Genomic DNA, 17,227 nt, shown 5'->3' with positions numbered 1-17,227 from the left:
ACACCCTGAACCCCAATGGTCACGGTACTGGTCGTGGTGCCGCCCTGGCCGTCGCTGATGGTGACGCTAAAGCTGTCACTGCCGTTGAAATCTTTGGCCGGGGTATAGGTGAAGGTGCCATCCGCATTCAGCGTCACGCTGCCGTGAGCCGGGTTCGCGCCCAGGGCGTAGCTGAGGCTGTCGCCATCCAGATCGGTGGCGGTGATGCTGCCAGTGACCGGCGTGTCTTCATCGGTGTTCAGGCTCAGATCGGTGCTGGTCGGAGCATCGTTGAGCGGTGCCACCCCGATGGTCACGGTACTGGTCGTGGTGCCGCCCTTGCCGTCGCTGACGGTGACGCTAAAGCTGTCACTGCCGTTGAAATCTTTGGCCGGGGTATAGGTGAAGGTGCCGTCGGCATTCAGGGTTACGCTGCCATTGGCCGGGTTCGAGCCCAGGGCGTAGCTCAGGCTGTCACCATCCAGATCGGTGGCGGTGATGCTGCCAGTGACCGGGGTATCTTCATTGGTGTTCAGGCTGACATTGCTGCTGGTCGGGGCATCGTTGAGCGGTGCCACACCAATGGTCACGGTACTGGTCGTGGTGCCGCCCTGGCCGTCGCTGATGGTGACGCTAAAGCTGTCACTGCCGTTGAAATCTTTGGCCGGAGTATAGGTGAAGGTGCCATCGGCATTCAGGCTCACGCTGCCGTGAGCCGGGTTCGCGCCCAGGGCGTAGCTGAGGCTGTCGCCATCCAGATCGGTGTCGGTGATGCTGCCAGTGACCGGCGTGTCTTCATCGGTGTTCAGGCTCAGATCGGTGCTGGTCGGGGCATCGTTCTGCGGTGCCACACCAATGGTTACGGTACTGGTCGTGGTACCGCCCTTGCCATCGCTGATGGTGACACTGAAGCTGTCACTGCCATTGAAGTTGCTAGCCGGGGTGTAGACGAAGCTGCCATCGGCATTCAGCGTCACACTGCCATTGCCCGGAGTGCCATTCAGGCTGTAGCTCAGGCTATCGCCGTCCAGATCGGTGGCGATGATGCTGCCAGTGACCGGGGTGTCTTCATCGGTATCCAGGCTCAGATCGGCGCTGGTCGGGGCATTATTAACGTCGGTGGCATTATCGGTGGTTGTGCTGCTGGCCGATTGCGCGACCGTTGTGGTGGTGGTTGCAGCTTGATCCGAAGTATCAAACCCGGCCGTCGCCAGGGTCGAATCGGAAGTTCGATCAACAACAACGAAGCCACCATTACCCGAGCCGGATGCATCACCAGCAGCGGTTGCCACCGCACCACCAGCGGCCGTAGCCTCCAGTTTAAGTGTCGGATCGAGTCCTTCGAGGATCGATTGTTGCAGCTTTTCAATATCAGAAAGCCCGGACGGTTGGGCGTTGGCCGCAACGACCTGGGTATCGGCATCGTCGGCACGTTCCACCGGTTTCGGGGAAACTGGCTCGGTACGTAACTCACCATCCCCCGCGACTTGAACCATGACTCCAGCCGGAATGTGCTGCCCGACAGTCAATGGCTGCAGAGTTCCATCCTCTGCGACGATAAAAGCCTTGCTGTTCAATGCAGTTACAACAACTTCACGAGCACTGGAGAATTGTTTCATAGACGCCCCGATAACTTACGGTGATAAAAAAATGCCACCTTAGATGTTATCGATAGAAAAGCGTTAAATCTGTTGCGTAAATTCGAACATCAGACAGCTCTTATAGACTAAATCTTTCTTATTTTTACATTTTTGATTCTTTTTTAAACTAAACGAAAGCCTTTTATTTCATATGCTTACTTTTATTCACTCATGGCGCAGATAAAAAAACACCGGCCAGAGGCCGGTGTTTTCAAAGTCCAAGCTGCGTGAGCAGGGATCAGACTTACAGTACGTCGATAGCGTTCAGTTCTTTGAACGCCAGTTGCAGACGGGCGATCATGGACTCTTGGCCCTTACGCAGCCATACACGCGGATCGTAGTACTTCTTGTTCGGTGAGTCAGCACCTTCCGGGTTGCCCAGTTGGCCTTGCAGGTAGGCTTCCTTGTCCTTGTAGTAACCCAGGATACCTTCCCAGCACGCCCATTGGGTGTCGGTGTCGATGTTCATCTTCACCACGCCGTAGCCTACAGACTCTTCGATTTCTTGAGCGGTAGAGCCTGAGCCACCGTGGAATACGAAGTTCAGGGTCTTGGCCGGAACACCGAACTTCTCGGAAACATACTTCTGGGAAGCGTCGAGGATAGACGGAGTCAGCTTGACGTTACCTGGCTTGTAAACACCGTGTACGTTGCCGAAAGAGGCAGCGATGGTGAAGCGCGGGCTGATCTTGGACAGACGCTCGTAAGCGTAAGCAACATCTTCCGGCTGGGTGTACAGAGCAGATTGATCCATGTGGCTGTTGTCGACGCCATCTTCTTCACCACCGGTACAGCCCAGTTCGAGCTCCAGGGTCATGCCCATCTTGGCCATGCGAGTCAGGTACTCACAGCAGATGTCGATGTTCTCTTCCAGAGACTCTTCGGATAGATCCAGCATGTGGGAGGAGAACAGCGGCTTGCCAGTTTCGGCAAAGTGCTTTTCACCGGCGTCCAGCAGACCGTCGATCCACGGCAGCAGCTTCTTGGCAGCGTGGTCGGTGTGAACGATAACCGGAACACCATAGTATTCAGCAACAGCGTGAACGTGCTTGGCACCAGAGATAGCACCCAGGATGGCAGCTTGTTGACCTTCCAGCTTCAGGCCCTTACCAGCGATGAAAGCAGCACCGCCGTTAGAGAACTGAACTACAACCGGAGCCTTGGCCTTGGCGGCAGATTCCAGAACGGCGTTGATGGAGTCGGTACCGACAACGTTCACAGCCGGCAGCGCGAACTTGTTCGCCTTGGCAACTTCAAATACTTTCTGTACGTCGTCGCCAGTGATCACACCCGGTTTAACAAAATCGAAGATCTTAGACATATCTATGGTCCTATCGAGTTTTCGGCATCTGGAAGCAGAACACCGAAAGAGTTGCAAATAGTGGGGTCTCGTCCGAGAGGACGAACAAACGGGAGGTCAAAACCTCCCGTTTGCAGCAAGGCTTAGGCCTTAGCGCGTTCTTCCAGGATAGCTACCGCTGGCAGAACCTTACCTTCTACGAACTCCAGGAAGGCACCGCCGCCAGTGGAGATGTAGGAAACCTTGTCGGCGATACCGAACTTGTCGATAGCGGCCAGGGTGTCACCACCGCCAGCGATGGAGAACGCCGGAGAGGCAGCAATCGCTTCAGCGATGATCTTGGTGCCTTCAGCGAACTGGTCGAATTCAAACACGCCGACCGGACCGTTCCACAGAATGGTCTTGGCGTTCATGATGATGTCAGCCAGAGCCTTGGCAGAATCCGGGCCGATGTCGAAAATCATGTCGTCATCGGAAACATCAGCCACAGCCTTGATGGTAGCCGGAGTGGTTTCGGAGAATTCCTTACCCACCACCACATCGGTAGTCACCGGGATGTTGGTCTCGGCAGCCAGCTTCTTGGCGGTGTCGATCAGGTCGTGCTCGCACAGAGACTTACCAACGTTATGACCGGCAGCGGCGATGAAGGTGTTGGCGATGCCACCACCGACGACCAGTTGGTCAGCGATCTTGGACAGAGATTCCAGAACGGTCAGCTTGGTAGAAACCTTGGAGCCACCGACGATGGCAACCATAGGACGCTCAGGCTTCAGCATGGCCTTGCCCAGAGCTTCCAGTTCGCCAGCCAGCAGGGGACCAGCACAGGCAACCGGTGCGTATTGAGCGACACCGTGGGTAGAACCTTCGGCGCGGTGAGCAGTACCGAACGCATCCATAACGAAGACGTCACACAGAGCGGCGTACTTCTTGGCCAGCTCTTCGGTGTTCTTCTTCTCGCCCTTGTTGAAACGACAGTTTTCCAGCACAACCAGCTCACCGGCAGCGACTTCAACGCCATCCAGGTAATCCTTGGCCAGAGTCACCTTGCAGGACAGAGCGTCTTTCAGATAGTTGACAACCGGCAGCAGAGAGAACTCTTCGTTGTACTCGCCTTCGGTCGGACGACCCAGGTGGGAGGTGATCATCAGCTTGGCGCCTTTTTCCAGAGCCAGTTTGATGGTGGGCAGAGTGGCTACGATGCGAGCGTCGGAGGTAACTTTACCATCCTTCACAGGTACGTTCAGGTCAGCACGAATCAGTACGCGCTTACCAGCCAGGTCCAGGTCGGTCATTTTGATCACAGACATATTCAGTCCTCTATGGATTTTCAGACAAAACAATGAGCCTGTTTTTCCCGAGTCGCCGGTGGCGAGCCCGGGTGGCCTTGAGTATCACAAACCGGCATCCCGCCGAGGCTTGCTGGCCAACCGCCGTATCTGCACCAGGCCGATACCACGGTAAAAAGAGGGGGAGAGAAACGCCGTCTCTCGGTCGGCAGGGCGGCATTCTAGCCGTTGTTCCTACCACTGCGTCTTGACGCATATCAGGCCGGAGTCAAAAACTGTCATGGGGAAAGTGTGATCGTCAGCGACATCGGCATAAACGATTTCCTACTCAGCTCACAGACAGCCGGAATGTGACTTCGGGCGCAAAGAGTTTACTTCGCTTGCCCGGCAAAGGCGATAGGAAGATGGGATTTTATGCAAAAAAAACGGGAGCCCAAGCTCCCGTTTTTGTAGCAAAAATGTTGCTTAGAACAGGGATTCCGCCTGCGCCACCACGTTTTCCACGGTGAAGCCGAACTCCTTGAACAGCAGCTCGGCTGGAGCCGATTCGCCAAAGCTGTTCATGCCGACGATCTTGCCGTTCAGGCCGACATACTTGTACCAGTAATCGGCGATACCGGCTTCCACCGCCACACGACGGGTCACGGCTGACGGCAGCACAGATTCCTTGTAATCAACGCTCTGGGCATCGAACACATCGGTAGCCGGAATGGAGACCACACGCACCTTGCGCCCCTTGCCTTCCAGTTCGGTGGCAGCGGCCATGGCCAGTTCCACTTCAGAGCCGGTGGCGATCAGGATCAGATCCAGAGTCCCGGCGGCATCCTTCAGGACATAACCACCCTTGGCGACATCGGCCAGTTGCTGAGCAGTCCGATCCATCTGCGCCAGGTTCTGACGGGAGAAGATCAGCGCGGTCGGGCCATCTTTACGCTCGATAGCATGCTTCCAGGCCACGGCGGATTCCACCTGGTCACAAGGACGCCAGGTGCTCATGTTCGGAGTCAGACGCAGGGATGCAATCTGCTCGACCGGCTGGTGCGTCGGGCCGTCTTCACCCAGACCGATAGAGTCATGGGTATAGACGAAGATGGAGCGTTGCTTCATCAGCGCCGCCATCCGGACTGCGTTGCGGGCATATTCCATAAACATCAGGAAGGTGGCGCCATACGGGATCAGACCACCGTGCAGGGTAGCGCCGTTCATGATGGCAGACATCCCGAACTCACGGACGCCGTAGTGCATATAGTTGCCGGAGGCATCGGTCGGAGTGATGGACTTGGAGCTCTTGTGGATGGTCAGGTTGCTCGGCGCCAGGTCGGCAGAGCCACCCAGCAGTTCCGGCAACAGGGCACCGAAGGCATCCAGAGCATTCTGGCTGGCCTTACGGGTGGCGATCTTGGCCGGATTGGCTTGCAGATCGGCGATGAACTTGGCGGATTCTGCGGCCCAATTGGCAGGCAGGTCACCGGCCATACGGCGCTCGAATTCAGCCGCCAGTTCCGGGTAGGCAGCGCGGTAGGCAGCCAGGCGCTCGTTCCACTCGCGTTCGACCACTTGACCGTCGGTCTTGGCATCCCACTCGGCATAGTAATCGGCCGGGATATCGAACGGCTCGAAGTTCCAGCCCAGGAATTCGCGGGCGGCGGCGATTTCGGCAGCACCCAGCGGTGAGCCGTGGCAGTCGTGAGAACCGGCCTTATTCGGGGAGCCGTACCCAATCACCGTCTTGCAGCACAGCAAGGAAGGCTTGTCGCTCACGGCACGAGCCGCGTCGATCGCCGCCTTGATGGCTTCCGGGTCATGGCCATCGACGCCACGCACCACATGCCAGCCGTAGGATTCAAAACGGGCGGCGGTATCATCGGTGAACCAGCCTTCGACATGGCCATCGATGGAGATGCCGTTGTCATCCCAGAACGCGACCAGTTTGCCCAGCTTCAGGGTACCGGCCAGGGAGCAAGCTTCGTGGGAAATCCCTTCCATCATGCAACCGTCACCCATGAACACATAGGTGTGGTGATCGACCACTGTGTGGTCCGGACGGTTGAACTGGGCCGCCAGGATCTTCTCGGCCAGCGCCATACCGACGCCATTGGTGATGCCCTGCCCCAGCGGACCGGTCGTGGTTTCGACGCCCGGTGCATAGCCATATTCCGGGTGACCCGGGGTACGCGAGTGCAGTTGACGGAAGTTCTTCAGATCGTCGATGGAGAGATCATAACCAGTCAGATGCAGCAAGGAGTACAGCAACATGGAGCCATGACCGTTGGAGAGAATAAAACGGTCGCGGTCGGCCCACTTCGGGTTGGTCGGGTTATGTTTGAGGTAATCGCGCCACAATACCTCGGCGATATCCGCCATGCCCATGGGGGCGCCCGGGTGACCGGAATTGGCTTTTTGCACGGCATCCATACTCAATGCACGGACGGCATTGGCTAACTCTTTACGAGAAGGCATCTATTACTCCTGGGGTCTTCATAGCACTGTGCCAGTTTGGGGCGGCTATTGTCCCAAACCCCTCCGACTGGCGCAAATACTATCTCTCGGCCCGTTTTTTGTTCTGGGAGCGCAAGCGTTATCGCCGCAGACTCTCTATGCTCAAGCCACGCCGCTGGCGCTTTTCACCAGTGAACCTCGGCAGCTCCGACGCGGTACACCATTTTTTGCTGGCAATAGCCGCCTCGCAAAAATAGAATAGACGTCCAGATGTGAATACTTCTATTCACCGCCGTCACCACGGCTGATCCCAGCAAGCATTTTTAGAAGAGAACAACATGGCCAGACTGTTTACCTCCGAATCCGTCTCCGAAGGACATCCCGACAAGATCGCTGACCAGATCTCCGATGCAGTTCTGGATGCCATCCTGGCGCAGGATCCTATGGCCCGTGTGGCCTGCGAAAGCTTCGTCAAGACCGGTATGGTGCTGGTCGGTGGCGAAATCACCACCTCCGCCTGGGTCGATATCGAAGAGCTGGTGCGTCAGACCGTACGCGACATCGGCTATGTCCACTCCGACATGGGCTTCGATGCCAACTCCTGCGCCGTGCTGAGCGCCATCGGCAAACAATCCCCGGATATCAACCGCGGTGTCGACCGTAAAGACCCCAAAGAGCTGGGTGCCGGTGATCAGGGCCTGATGTTCGGTTATGCCACCAATGAGACCGGTGTGCTGATGCCAGCCCCTATTACCTATGCCCACCTGCTGGTCAAGCGCCAGTCCGAGGTGCGCAAGAGCGGCGTGTTGCCCTGGCTGCGTCCGGATGCCAAGAGCCAAATCACCTTTGCCTACGACAGCGACGGCAAGATCCAGGGTATCGATGCCGTAGTGCTCTCCACCCAGCACCGCGAAGATATCGAGCACGATGAGCTGGTCGAAGCCGTGCAGGAAGAGATCATCAAGCCGGTTCTGCCCAAAGAGTGGCTGAACCACAACACCAAATACTTCATCAACCCGACCGGCCGTTTCGTTATCGGCGGCCCCATGGGCGATTGCGGTCTGACCGGTCGCAAGATCATTGTCGATACCTACGGCGGCATGGCCCGTCACGGTGGCGGTGCCTTCTCCGGTAAGGATCCCTCCAAGGTGGATCGCTCCGCCGCCTACGCCGCCCGTTATGTCGCCAAGAATATCGTCGCCGCGGGTTTGGCCGATCGCTGTGAAATTCAGGTCTCCTACGCCATCGGCGTCGCCGAGCCGACCTCCATCAGCGTCGAAACCTTCGGTACCGGCAAGCTGGACGAGAGCCATCTCATCAAGCTGGTCCGCCAGTTCTTCGATCTGCGCCCTTACGGCCTCATCGAGATGCTGGATCTGAAGCGCCCGATCTACCAGGCCACCGCCGCCTACGGTCACTTCGGTCGCGAAGAGTTCCCCTGGGAGAAGACCGACAAGGCCGAACTGCTGCGCGACGCCGCCGGTCTGAAATAAGCCAGGCTGACGCTGGCTTATCGGTTCGACCGATGCGATACCAACGGCCCCTGATGGGGCCGTTGTTTTATCTGCCATCGCCTGCCCGCCGATGCCAGCGGCTGCCTGCCGGTCCAGAGATCCGGCCGAGGTGGCGGCCATATCGTGATACGGTTCCACCTCGCGAACAGTGGTGACCAAAACTGGTCAGTCTGGTCCGTTCCGCCCTTGGTCAGCAACGGTGTAGTCCCAAGCTCCCGCTTGGCGGGGGCGGGCCAAGGGGATAAGGCCTGCCCCTTGGCAATCCCGGCCTTTGCGCCCACTGCCGCCTGATCCTTCGCTTACCGGCGAGCTTCCGTGACCATCATCGATGGCACATCCCTGTGCCAGCGCTGACTCTCGCCGCATCCATGCGGCTCATTCCCTCCACCCCGCCTCCCGCTCAGGGCGGCACAGGGCTTAGACATAGTCCGACGTTCAATCACGGCACCAGTTCGTCACTGCCTTGCTCCTTTGTCATATCGCAAAACCCTGCAGCTGTCTGCCGGGCCGGGTGGAGCTCCGGCCGAAATAGCGGCCATATCGTGATGCGGTTCCGCCTCGCAGACAGTGGCTATCTGCCCACCTACGGCGGGCGAGGCGGCAAGGGGGCTCAAGGCCCAGCCCCCTTGACCCCTGGCCTTTGCGCCCACTGCCGCCTGATCCTTCGCTTACCGGCGCGCCTCCGTGACCATCAGCGATGGCACATCCCTGTGCCAGCGCTGACTCTCGCCGCATCCATGCGGCTCATTCCCTCCACCCCTCCTCCCGCTCAGAGCGGCACAGGGCTAGCAGGACTAAAACAGCGGCTCGGCATTGAATGAACCACTCGTCGATGCCTGCAGCCGTCTGCCGGGCCGGGTGGAGGGGCGGCTGCAGCCGGTGCGCGGTCAGGATGACCGCAAAAGGGAGCGTCACGCCATGGATGGCGTGTGGCTCCCGGCCGGAGAAAGATGACCCGGAGCCCGGGGCCTTCCCGGTAGTCGGCATACGCTCGGGCCCGGGATTGTCAAGGGGGAGGCCTTTTCCCCCTTGACCCGCCGCCGCCCGCCGCAGGTGGGCAAATCGCCATTGCCGACCAGGCGGAACCGGATTTCGGCTTCGCCGCTACATCGGCAAATATACCGTGCCGACCGAGGTCAGGAATCGACCGGGCCGCAGCCGATACAGGCGGCCCGCAGATCCCCCATCGGCTATCCTTGAGCCGATGACATCACACCAACAACCCATTACGCAACCGGTTGCACAATCATCTATAAACGGGCATGATGCCCACCGAACAATTCGATCCCACACCCGCCCAGCGAGGTTGCTATGCCTAAATCAGTGACGAAATCCATGCCGCAATCCCTAGAACACGGCTTTCCCGATAACTTTTTGTGGGGCGGCGCCGTCGCGGCCCATCAGCTCGAAGGGGGCTGGGATCAGGGCGGTAAAGGACCAAGCGTCGCCGATGTGCTGACCGGGGGAGCCCACGGCGTGATGCGCCGCATCACAGATGGCGTGGTCGAAGGCGAGTTCTACCCGAACCACACCGCCATCGACTTCTACCACACCTACAAGGAAGACATAGCCCTGCTGGCGGAGATGGGTTTCAAGTGCTTCCGTACCAGCATCGCCTGGACCCGCATCTTCCCGCGCGGTGACGAGCTCGAGCCCAACGAAGCCGGCCTGCAGTTCTACGATGATCTGTTCGACGAGCTGCTCAAGCACGGCATCGAGCCCGTGATCACCCTGAGCCACTTCGAGATGCCCTATCATCTGGCCAAAACGGGCGAAGGCTGGCTCAAGCGTGCCGTGATCGAGCACTTTGTGCGCTTCTCCGAGGTGGTGATCCGCCGCTATCAGCACAAGGTGCGTTACTGGATGACCTTTAACGAGATCAACAATCAGATGAACACCGACTCGGATCTGTTCGGCTGGATGTGCTCCGGCGTGCGCTTTAGCCAGCAAGCCGATGCAGTGCAGGCCATGTACCAGGCGGTGCACCACCAGTTTGTCGCCAGCGCCCGGGTGGTGACATTTGCCCATGAACTCAATCCGGCACTGAAAGTCGGCGCCATGTGCGCCATCAGCCCCTTCTATCCCTACTCCTGCCATCCGGACGATGTGATGCTGGCCCAGGTGGCGATGCGGGATCGCTACTTCTTCTCCGATGTGATGGTACGCGGCACCTACCCCAGCTATGCCCTCCTCGACTGGCAGCGTCGCGGCTTCGCCATCGAGATGGCGCCGGAAGATGCCGCCATCCTGGCCGCCGGCACCGTCGACTACATCGGCTTCAGCTATTACATGTCGAACACGGTACAAGCCGGGGAAGCCAAATCCATCGCCCATAGTCAGGACGCCAGCTCCCCCTACTCGGTCACCAACCCGCACATCCGCAGCAGTGATTGGGGCTGGAGTATCGATCCGGTCGGCCTGCGCTACGCCCTGAACTGCCTGTACGAGCGCTATCAGCTGCCGCTGTTTATCGTCGAAAACGGCTTTGGCGCCATCGATAAACCCGACGCCGATGGCCTGGTGCGCGACACCTATCGCATCGACTATCTGGGCGCCCATATTCGCGAGATGAAGAAGGCGGTGACCCTCGATGGCGTGGATCTCATCGGCTACACCCCCTGGGGCTGCATCGATCTGGTCTCGTTCACCACCGGCGAATACAAGAAGCGCTACGGCTTTATCTATGTCGACTTGCATGACGACGGCACCGGCACAGGTGCGCGCTCCCGCAAACAGTCCTTCGACTGGTACAAGAACGTCATCGCCACCAACGGCCGCGAGCTGTAACCAGCCGCCCCGATTTGTCACCCGCCATAACGAATCAGGCCCGGCAATTGCCGGGCCTGTTGTTATCTAGGGATCAGTCAGTTTGCGCTGTGTATCGCCAGGCAAGCACAAGCGTGGCGTCTGCACTCAGGCATCGTCTTCGGCCGGGGTCAGGCGCTCGCTCTCCGGGGTGCGCGGATCCAGCTCGCCGCCCAGGGGCGTATTCGGCGGCATCGGCATATAGCTCTGATGGGCATCCAGAGGCACGGCAGAGCGCGTTTTCTGTCGCCAGAGCAGGAACAGGAACAGGCCGCCGCCGCACAGCGCAAAGTAGATAAACAGCGCCTCGGGGCGGGAGTATTGCATCGCCTGGGAGGCCAGCAGCGGCCCGATCATCGAGCCGAGACTATAGGCCAGCAACATCCCCTGATTGGCACTGACCATCTGCTCCGGCGTCAGCTCGTCACAGGCCTGACTCAGACTGATGGGATAGAGCGAGAACGCCAGCCCGCCAAACAGGAAGATGATCGCCGCCCGCAACTCACCCCACGGCAACTGGCTGGCAATCAGCATGGCGAGACTGAAGATCAGCAACCCCATCCCCAACCCTGCCAGAATGCGCCGCCGATCGAAGCGATCGGAAAGCCGCCCCAGCGGGTACTGCAGCAGCATGCCGCCCAGGATCACCAGCGCCATCAGATTGGCGACCGCACCCAGCTCCCGCCCGCTAGCGGCAAAAAACAGCGGCAACAAGCCATAGATGCCACCGAGCACCAGACCCGAGGCCACAGAGCTGCCAACCGCCGCCGGCGTCAGCCGGGCCAGGGTGATCAAGCCGATATGGCGCGCCGTCCCGGTTTGCGGCAGCGGTACCCGGGTCAGCGCCAGCGGCAGTACCGAGAGTGACGCACTGATGGCCACCAGGGCAAACGGCGATAACTGCAGCGGATCGATAAAGTGCAGCAGCCACTGCCCAGCCGCCAGCCCGCCGTAGAGCAGTATCATATACACCGCCATCAGACGACCCCGGGTGGCCGGAGAGCTGGAGACCAGCATCCAGGATTCGATGACCACGAACAGGCCGCCGGTGGCAAAGCCGCCGACCAGACGCAGCCCGCTCCAGACCGCCGGATCCACCCACAGGCCGTGGCACAGCGCCAGTACCGCGAGCAGCGAGGCATAGGCGGCGTAGGCCCGAATATGGCCAATGCGCCGGATGAGCCGCACATTGACGAAAGCGCCCAGCACCAGACCGGCGAAATAGGCACTACTGACCAGGCCAATCCAGCCGGCAGCCACCCCTTCGGCGTTCAGGCGCAAGCTGAGTAAGGTGGAGAGCAGGCCATGGCCGACAATAAAGATCAGCAGGCCCAAGAGAGGTGAAAGTACCGTAGGCGGAATAAACGCCAGCATGAAACGCTCCTTCTGGTCACCGCAGCCGATAGACAAGCCGCCAAGACTGGCGCTCGGACTGCTCTTATTCCGACCTTATTACATTTGCCCGCCGAGCAAAAGGCTGCCGTGCTCCTGCGGACATGGCGCGCGATGAGGATCGGCTCGTTAGCTCTCGGCTAGTTAGCTCAGCGAGGTTTCGCCTAGCAGCTCGATAAAATGCCGCGCCGGAGCGCTGAGTTCGCGATGTTTGGCCCACACCAGCCACAGCTCGGAGATGGCATCCGGCTCCTCCAGCGGCAGCCAGCAGATCTCCTCCAGCCGCAACCGGCGATAGGAGGCGGGCAAGAGGGAGACCCCGAGCCCGGCGGCGACCAGCCCCAGGATCGTCATCGCCTCGCCCACTTCCTGGGTCACCGACGGGGTGACACCATAGCGCTGCAGCAGACTGAGGATATCGTCGTACAGACCGGTCCCCGCCAGGGGGTCGAAGAACACAAAGGGCTCGGCGGCCAGTTCGCGCAGGGAGATCCGCGCCCTTCCGGCCAGCGGATGACTGTGGTGCACCAGGGCCAGCATGGGCTCGCGCAGCGCCACCCGCCAGCACAGGGTATCGGGCAGCGGCGTGTTGCGCATCAGCCCCAGATCCAGGCTGCCATCGCCCAAGGGGCCTATCTGCTCGCGGGTATGGCTCTCCTGGGTCTGCACATGCACATCCGGATAGCGCTGGCGGTAGAGCAGCAGCGCATCCGAGACCGTCTTGATAAAGGGCGCCGAGGCGGTGAGCCCCAGCCGCAGCTCGCCGGTTTCCCCCCCATGCAGGCGGGCGGCGCGGCTGGCGGCAGTCTCCACCTGGCCCAGGATCTGCCGGGCATCGGCCAGAAACTGCGCCCCGGCGGCGGTCAGGCTGACACTGCGATTGGTACGCGCCAGCAGCCGGGCACCGATCTGCTCTTCCAGCAGCAAGATCTGCTGACTCAAGGGTGGCTGGGAGATATTCAGCCGCGCCGCCGCCCGGCCAAAGTGCAGCTCCTCGGCGACGGCAACGAAATAGCGCAGGTGACGCAGCTCGATATTCATACTTATAACCTATCAATTCAGATTATTAATATATTAGACAGATTATTGCCCGCTTTTTACTCTGACGCCAGGCCTTACCCGTCGCCTCTTGTCTCACGGGAAATGCGTTCAAGGATCTGTTGTGCACTCTACTGCCCCGCTATCTGCCTTAACGGCTTCTGCCTCGCGTGCTTCTGCCTCAACTGCTTCTGCACCGACGGCTGCAGCATCAACGGCTTCAGCCTCGACGGCTCATGCCGCGGTAACGACTCCGGCGGTCACCTCCGCCGCCGCTTCCGCGCGGCTCACCACAGCCCCCATGCACCCCGAGACGCTGCCCCACGGCGGCTATATCCAGCGCGGCAGCACGGCGTTTTGGCGCGTCACTTTGGCGCTGTTTGCCGCCGGGTTTGCCACCTTCGCCCTGCTCTACTGCGTGCAGCCGATCCTGCCGGTGCTCTCGGCAGACTTTGCCATCTCACCGGCGACCAGCAGCCTCGCCCTCTCCTGCGCCACCGCCATGCTGGCGCTGGGACTGCTCATCAGCGGCCCGCTCTCCGATGCCTTCGGCCGCAAGAATGTGATGGTCACGGCGCTGCTGCTGGCCTCGCTCTGTACCCTGATCTCGACCCGGATGCAGAGCTGGCACGGCATCTTGCTGCTGCGCATGCTGATGGGGCTGGCCTTGAGCGGGGTCGCGGCGGTGGCGATGAGCTATCTGGCCGAGGAGATCCAGCCGACACAGATCGCCTTTGCCATGGGGCTCTATATCAGTGGTAACTCGATTGGTGGCATGAGCGGCCGCCTGCTCTCCGGGGTGCTGACCGACTTTTTCGGCTGGCGACTGGCGCTCACTGCCATCGGCTGCTGCGCCCTGGCGGCGGCCTTGATGTTCTGGAAGATCCTGCCGCCCTCGCGCCACTTCCGCCCCCTGTCTCTGCGCCCGCGATCGGTAATGCTCTCGCTGCACCTGCACTGGCGCGATGCCGCCCTGCCCTGGCTATTTGCCGAAGGCTTTTTGCTGATGGGCGCCTTCGTCACCCTGTTCAACTACATCGGCTACCGCCTGATGGAATCCCCCTGGCAGTTGAGCCAGGCGGTGGTCGGCCTGCTCTCGGTGGTCTATCTGACCGGCACCTGGAGCTCGCCCAAGGCCGGGCTGATGACCGCCCGCTTCGGCCGCGCCCCGGTATTGCTGGGTTTTCTCGGCCTGATGCTGGCCGGTCTGTTGCTGACGATGTTCAGCGCGCTGTGGCTGGTGATCCTGGGCTTGCTGCTATTTGCCGCCGGATTCTTTGCCGCCCACTCGGTGGCCAGCAGCTGGATCGGCCCCCGCGCCCGCCGCGCCAAGGGTCAGGCCGCTTCCTTGTATCTGTTCTGTTATTACCTGGGGTCGAGTCTGGCGGGCACGCTCGGCGGCCTGTTCTGGCACAAGTTCGGCTGGCCGGGTGTTAGCGGGTTTATTGCCCTACTGCTCAGCCTGGCGCTGCTGGTGGGCTGGCGGTTGAGGGGGGCCGAGGCGCGGCCTGCGGTTAGCTGAATCGGCTGACGGTCAGCTGATTCGGCTGAATCAGCTTGGCTCAGCCTGGGTCGATTCCGCTCGGCCGCCGACTCAGCCCGTTCGGCCTTACTCGGCCGAATCATGGTGATTCAATTCGGATTGATCCGGTTCCGACCCGGTCGGCTGGGGCGATTTGCCAACCGCCCGTTGGCGGGGTCGGCAAGGGGGCAAAAGGCCCTGCCCCCTTAACCCCTGGCCTTGGCGTATGCCGACTGTCGGGAAAGCCCCGAGGGCCGGGCTGCCCTCCACCGGCCGGGAGCCACACGCCATCCATGGCGTGACGCTCCCTTTTGCGGTCATCCTGACCGCGCACCGGTTCCATTCACCCCACCCCTCGGCCCGACAGACGACTTGGAGTTTGGGTGGGTAACTCTGACGAGCAAAAGCATGGTTTGGGATTGGACTAGACCGATGGTTTGGCTAGTCAGGTCATCTATTCCGACCGTTCGGCCTGAGCGGGTTGAAGGCTTTAATCTTGGTCTGACTCATTGATTCGGATTGTTCCGGTTCCGCCTTACAGACAATGGCGATCTGTTCACCTCCGGCGAACGGCGGCGGGCCAAGGGGGAAAAGGCCACCCCCTTGGCAATCCCTGGCCTTGGCGTATGCCGACTGTCGGGAAGACCCCGAGTGCCGGGCTGCCTTCCACCGGCCGGGAGCCACACGCCATCCATGGCGTGACGCTCCCTTTTGCGGTCATCCTGACCGCGCACCGGCTCCATTCACCCCGCCCCTCGGCCCGACAGACGGCTTGGAGTTTGGGTGTGTGACTCTGACGAGCAAAAGCTGGGTTTGATCTTAGGGATAAGAGATGGCTTGGAGCTTGGGTTTATCTGGCATGACCAAAGGCTTGGTTTGGCCCCGATCGGCTGGGGCAATTTGCCAACCTGCCGCTTGAGAAACAATGACGACTTCACAACCCCTGCCCAACAGCCACAGTTTTATGCTGAATGTGACCTCAACAGCCGCGCAAAAAAAACGTGGTTTGTTAACAAAAATACCCCTATCCCTGATCAGGCCATTTTCCCTCCCCCTAGATTGCGGTAGTGTGAAAAATCAAATTACTCAAGGTCACTGTCGGCAATGACAGCCCCTACCGACGATAAACCAAGGCACTGGGGTAGCCGTCAAACCCGTGCGGTAGCCATGCCAATCGCCGAGAACAACCTGACGGTATAACCGGGATCCTTAGCGTGTTGCTAACCACTGCATAACACCAAAAAGAACCCGAATAGGTCCCCAAGCGGGGATGGACTGGCCAACCGCCACCTATCCTGCAGGTTAGCCCTGAATAGAACACCAAGCACTTGATTGGATAAATATTCCAAACAAGCGGATAAAAGATTTGCGGAAATATTCTCCGAGAGATAGAGGAATAATTCCGTCCAATAGGCTGTTAGGCACCCTACAGAAAGGAGATGCATTCGATATGAGTCAAGCAATGGAGTGGTTTTTAAAGATTGTTCGTGTTGCTGGGGTGAATTTCCCTGGTGCAGCATCTCTCGTTCAACTTCAAGCGGAGTTAGATTCAAACGCGATGATATCAAGGCTTCAGAAGCTAGAAGATCCAATAAGCTATTTACACCAGGATGTAGCTGAAGTTGCCAAATCAATATACGAAGAAATGAAGTCAACTGATTCGGTAAATTTAGATTTCAATGACGAGTTTTATACTAAATATAGCCGTCCTTTAGCAGTGCTTGAGTCAGCCGGGTTAATATCAAAAAATAGTGTTCTGGGCTCTCGAATCCCTGTGGGTATAAACCTTATCGATCCTTCATTTATTATGTATATGTGTAACCTGGCCGAAGGCCAACACAAAATGCAGGACATTGTTGATATAGTAGATCGCTGCGAGGTTGGTATATGGCTAAATGGGGAAGAGCTAAAAGAAAGTGTTGGTCTGCCAAAATACGTGATTCGTGCAGTTTTTGAAATCTATGAATCAAAAGGCTATGGCATAGTTTCAAAGACTAATGGTTCATGTAAATATCTATGCAATGCCTAACAATTTGCTCCTGTTGACGCCCAAACCTCCGCGGCTTTTGTGCGATTAGCGAAGCGTAATCGCACGCATGGGTTAAAACATGAGAATCAGATTAACAAGCCCAAGAGCAGAGAATAAATTAGAGGGTGAATCTATGATTCTCCGTCGCTCTTTTGAAATGATTTCTTTTTTATAAGAGCACGAAAACCTGAACGGTTGCGACATTGATTATTTGAATGCCATATCGTGATAAGACCGATCTCAAAAGCCATCTAAATCGCACTCAAACAATCGCAAATTTTAT

10 protein-coding genes are annotated in these 17,227 nt (G+C 58.9%); 4 read left to right on the top strand and 6 right to left on the bottom strand.

Going from position 1 to position 17,227, the window contains the following annotated elements; all coding sequences use genetic code 11:
- The 4 genes from ACZYUB_RS16550 to tkt all read right to left on the bottom strand — a co-directional run.
- Positions 1–1,598, bottom strand: a 1,598-nt coding sequence (locus tag ACZYUB_RS16550) for a retention module-containing protein (protein ID WP_463949336.1), incomplete at its 3' end; no start/stop codon positions are given.
- A 265-nt stretch (positions 1,599–1,863) separates the two neighbouring features.
- Positions 1,864–2,940, bottom strand: a complete 1,077-nt coding sequence (gene fbaA / locus ACZYUB_RS16545; protein WP_463949335.1) for a class II fructose-bisphosphate aldolase — start codon at positions 2,938–2,940, stop codon at positions 1,864–1,866.
- Positions 2,941–3,062: 122 nt separating this feature from the next.
- Positions 3,063–4,226 (bottom strand): phosphoglycerate kinase, encoded by a 1,164-nt coding sequence (locus tag ACZYUB_RS16540; protein ID WP_463949334.1) that lies wholly within the window; start codon positions 4,224–4,226, stop codon positions 3,063–3,065.
- A gap of 444 nt (positions 4,227–4,670) precedes the next feature.
- The gene (gene tkt / locus ACZYUB_RS16535; RefSeq protein WP_463949333.1) at positions 4,671–6,665 is read right to left on the bottom strand and encodes a transketolase; all 1,995 of its coding nucleotides are present in this window, start codon (positions 6,663–6,665) and stop codon (positions 4,671–4,673) included.
- A 317-nt stretch (positions 6,666–6,982) separates the two neighbouring features.
- On the opposite strand from tkt, the gene metK reads away from it, so the two are divergent.
- Together metK and ACZYUB_RS16525 are read left to right on the top strand one after the other, a co-directional pair.
- Positions 6,983–8,137 carry a methionine adenosyltransferase gene (gene metK / locus ACZYUB_RS16530; RefSeq protein WP_463949332.1) on the top strand — a complete coding sequence of 385 codons (1,155 nt, stop codon included), beginning with the start codon at positions 6,983–6,985 and terminating at the stop codon, positions 8,135–8,137.
- A gap of 1,356 nt (positions 8,138–9,493) precedes the next feature.
- Positions 9,494–10,945, top strand: a complete 1,452-nt coding sequence (locus ACZYUB_RS16525) for a 6-phospho-beta-glucosidase (protein WP_463949331.1) — start codon at positions 9,494–9,496, stop codon at positions 10,943–10,945.
- 126 nt (positions 10,946–11,071) lie between these two features.
- On the opposite strand, the gene ACZYUB_RS16520 is transcribed toward ACZYUB_RS16525, so the two are convergent.
- Both ACZYUB_RS16520 and ACZYUB_RS16515 read right to left on the bottom strand, forming a co-directional pair.
- Positions 11,072–12,337 (bottom strand): MFS transporter, encoded by a 1,266-nt coding sequence (locus ACZYUB_RS16520; RefSeq protein WP_463949330.1) that lies wholly within the window; start codon positions 12,335–12,337, stop codon positions 11,072–11,074.
- A gap of 162 nt (positions 12,338–12,499) precedes the next feature.
- Positions 12,500–13,396, bottom strand: coding sequence for a LysR family transcriptional regulator (locus ACZYUB_RS16515; RefSeq protein WP_463949329.1), 897 nt, complete (start codon positions 13,394–13,396; stop codon positions 12,500–12,502).
- A 121-nt stretch (positions 13,397–13,517) separates the two neighbouring features.
- On the opposite strand from ACZYUB_RS16515, the gene ACZYUB_RS16510 reads away from it, so the two are divergent.
- Both ACZYUB_RS16510 and ACZYUB_RS16505 read left to right on the top strand, forming a co-directional pair.
- The gene (locus ACZYUB_RS16510; RefSeq protein WP_463949328.1) at positions 13,518–14,915 is read left to right on the top strand and encodes an MFS transporter; all 1,398 of its coding nucleotides are present in this window, start codon (positions 13,518–13,520) and stop codon (positions 14,913–14,915) included.
- 1,450 nt (positions 14,916–16,365) lie between these two features.
- Positions 16,366–16,944: a hypothetical protein gene (locus ACZYUB_RS16505; protein WP_463949327.1), complete on the top strand. Its 579-nt coding sequence runs from the start codon at positions 16,366–16,368 to the stop codon at positions 16,942–16,944.
- Positions 16,945–17,227: the final 283 nt, after the last annotated feature.

This window comes from Pseudaeromonas sp. HNCC25DJ182 (genome assembly GCF_055413365.1).
Note: the sequence above shows the minus strand (reverse complement) of the source record. Positions and strands in the feature narration are given on the sequence as shown.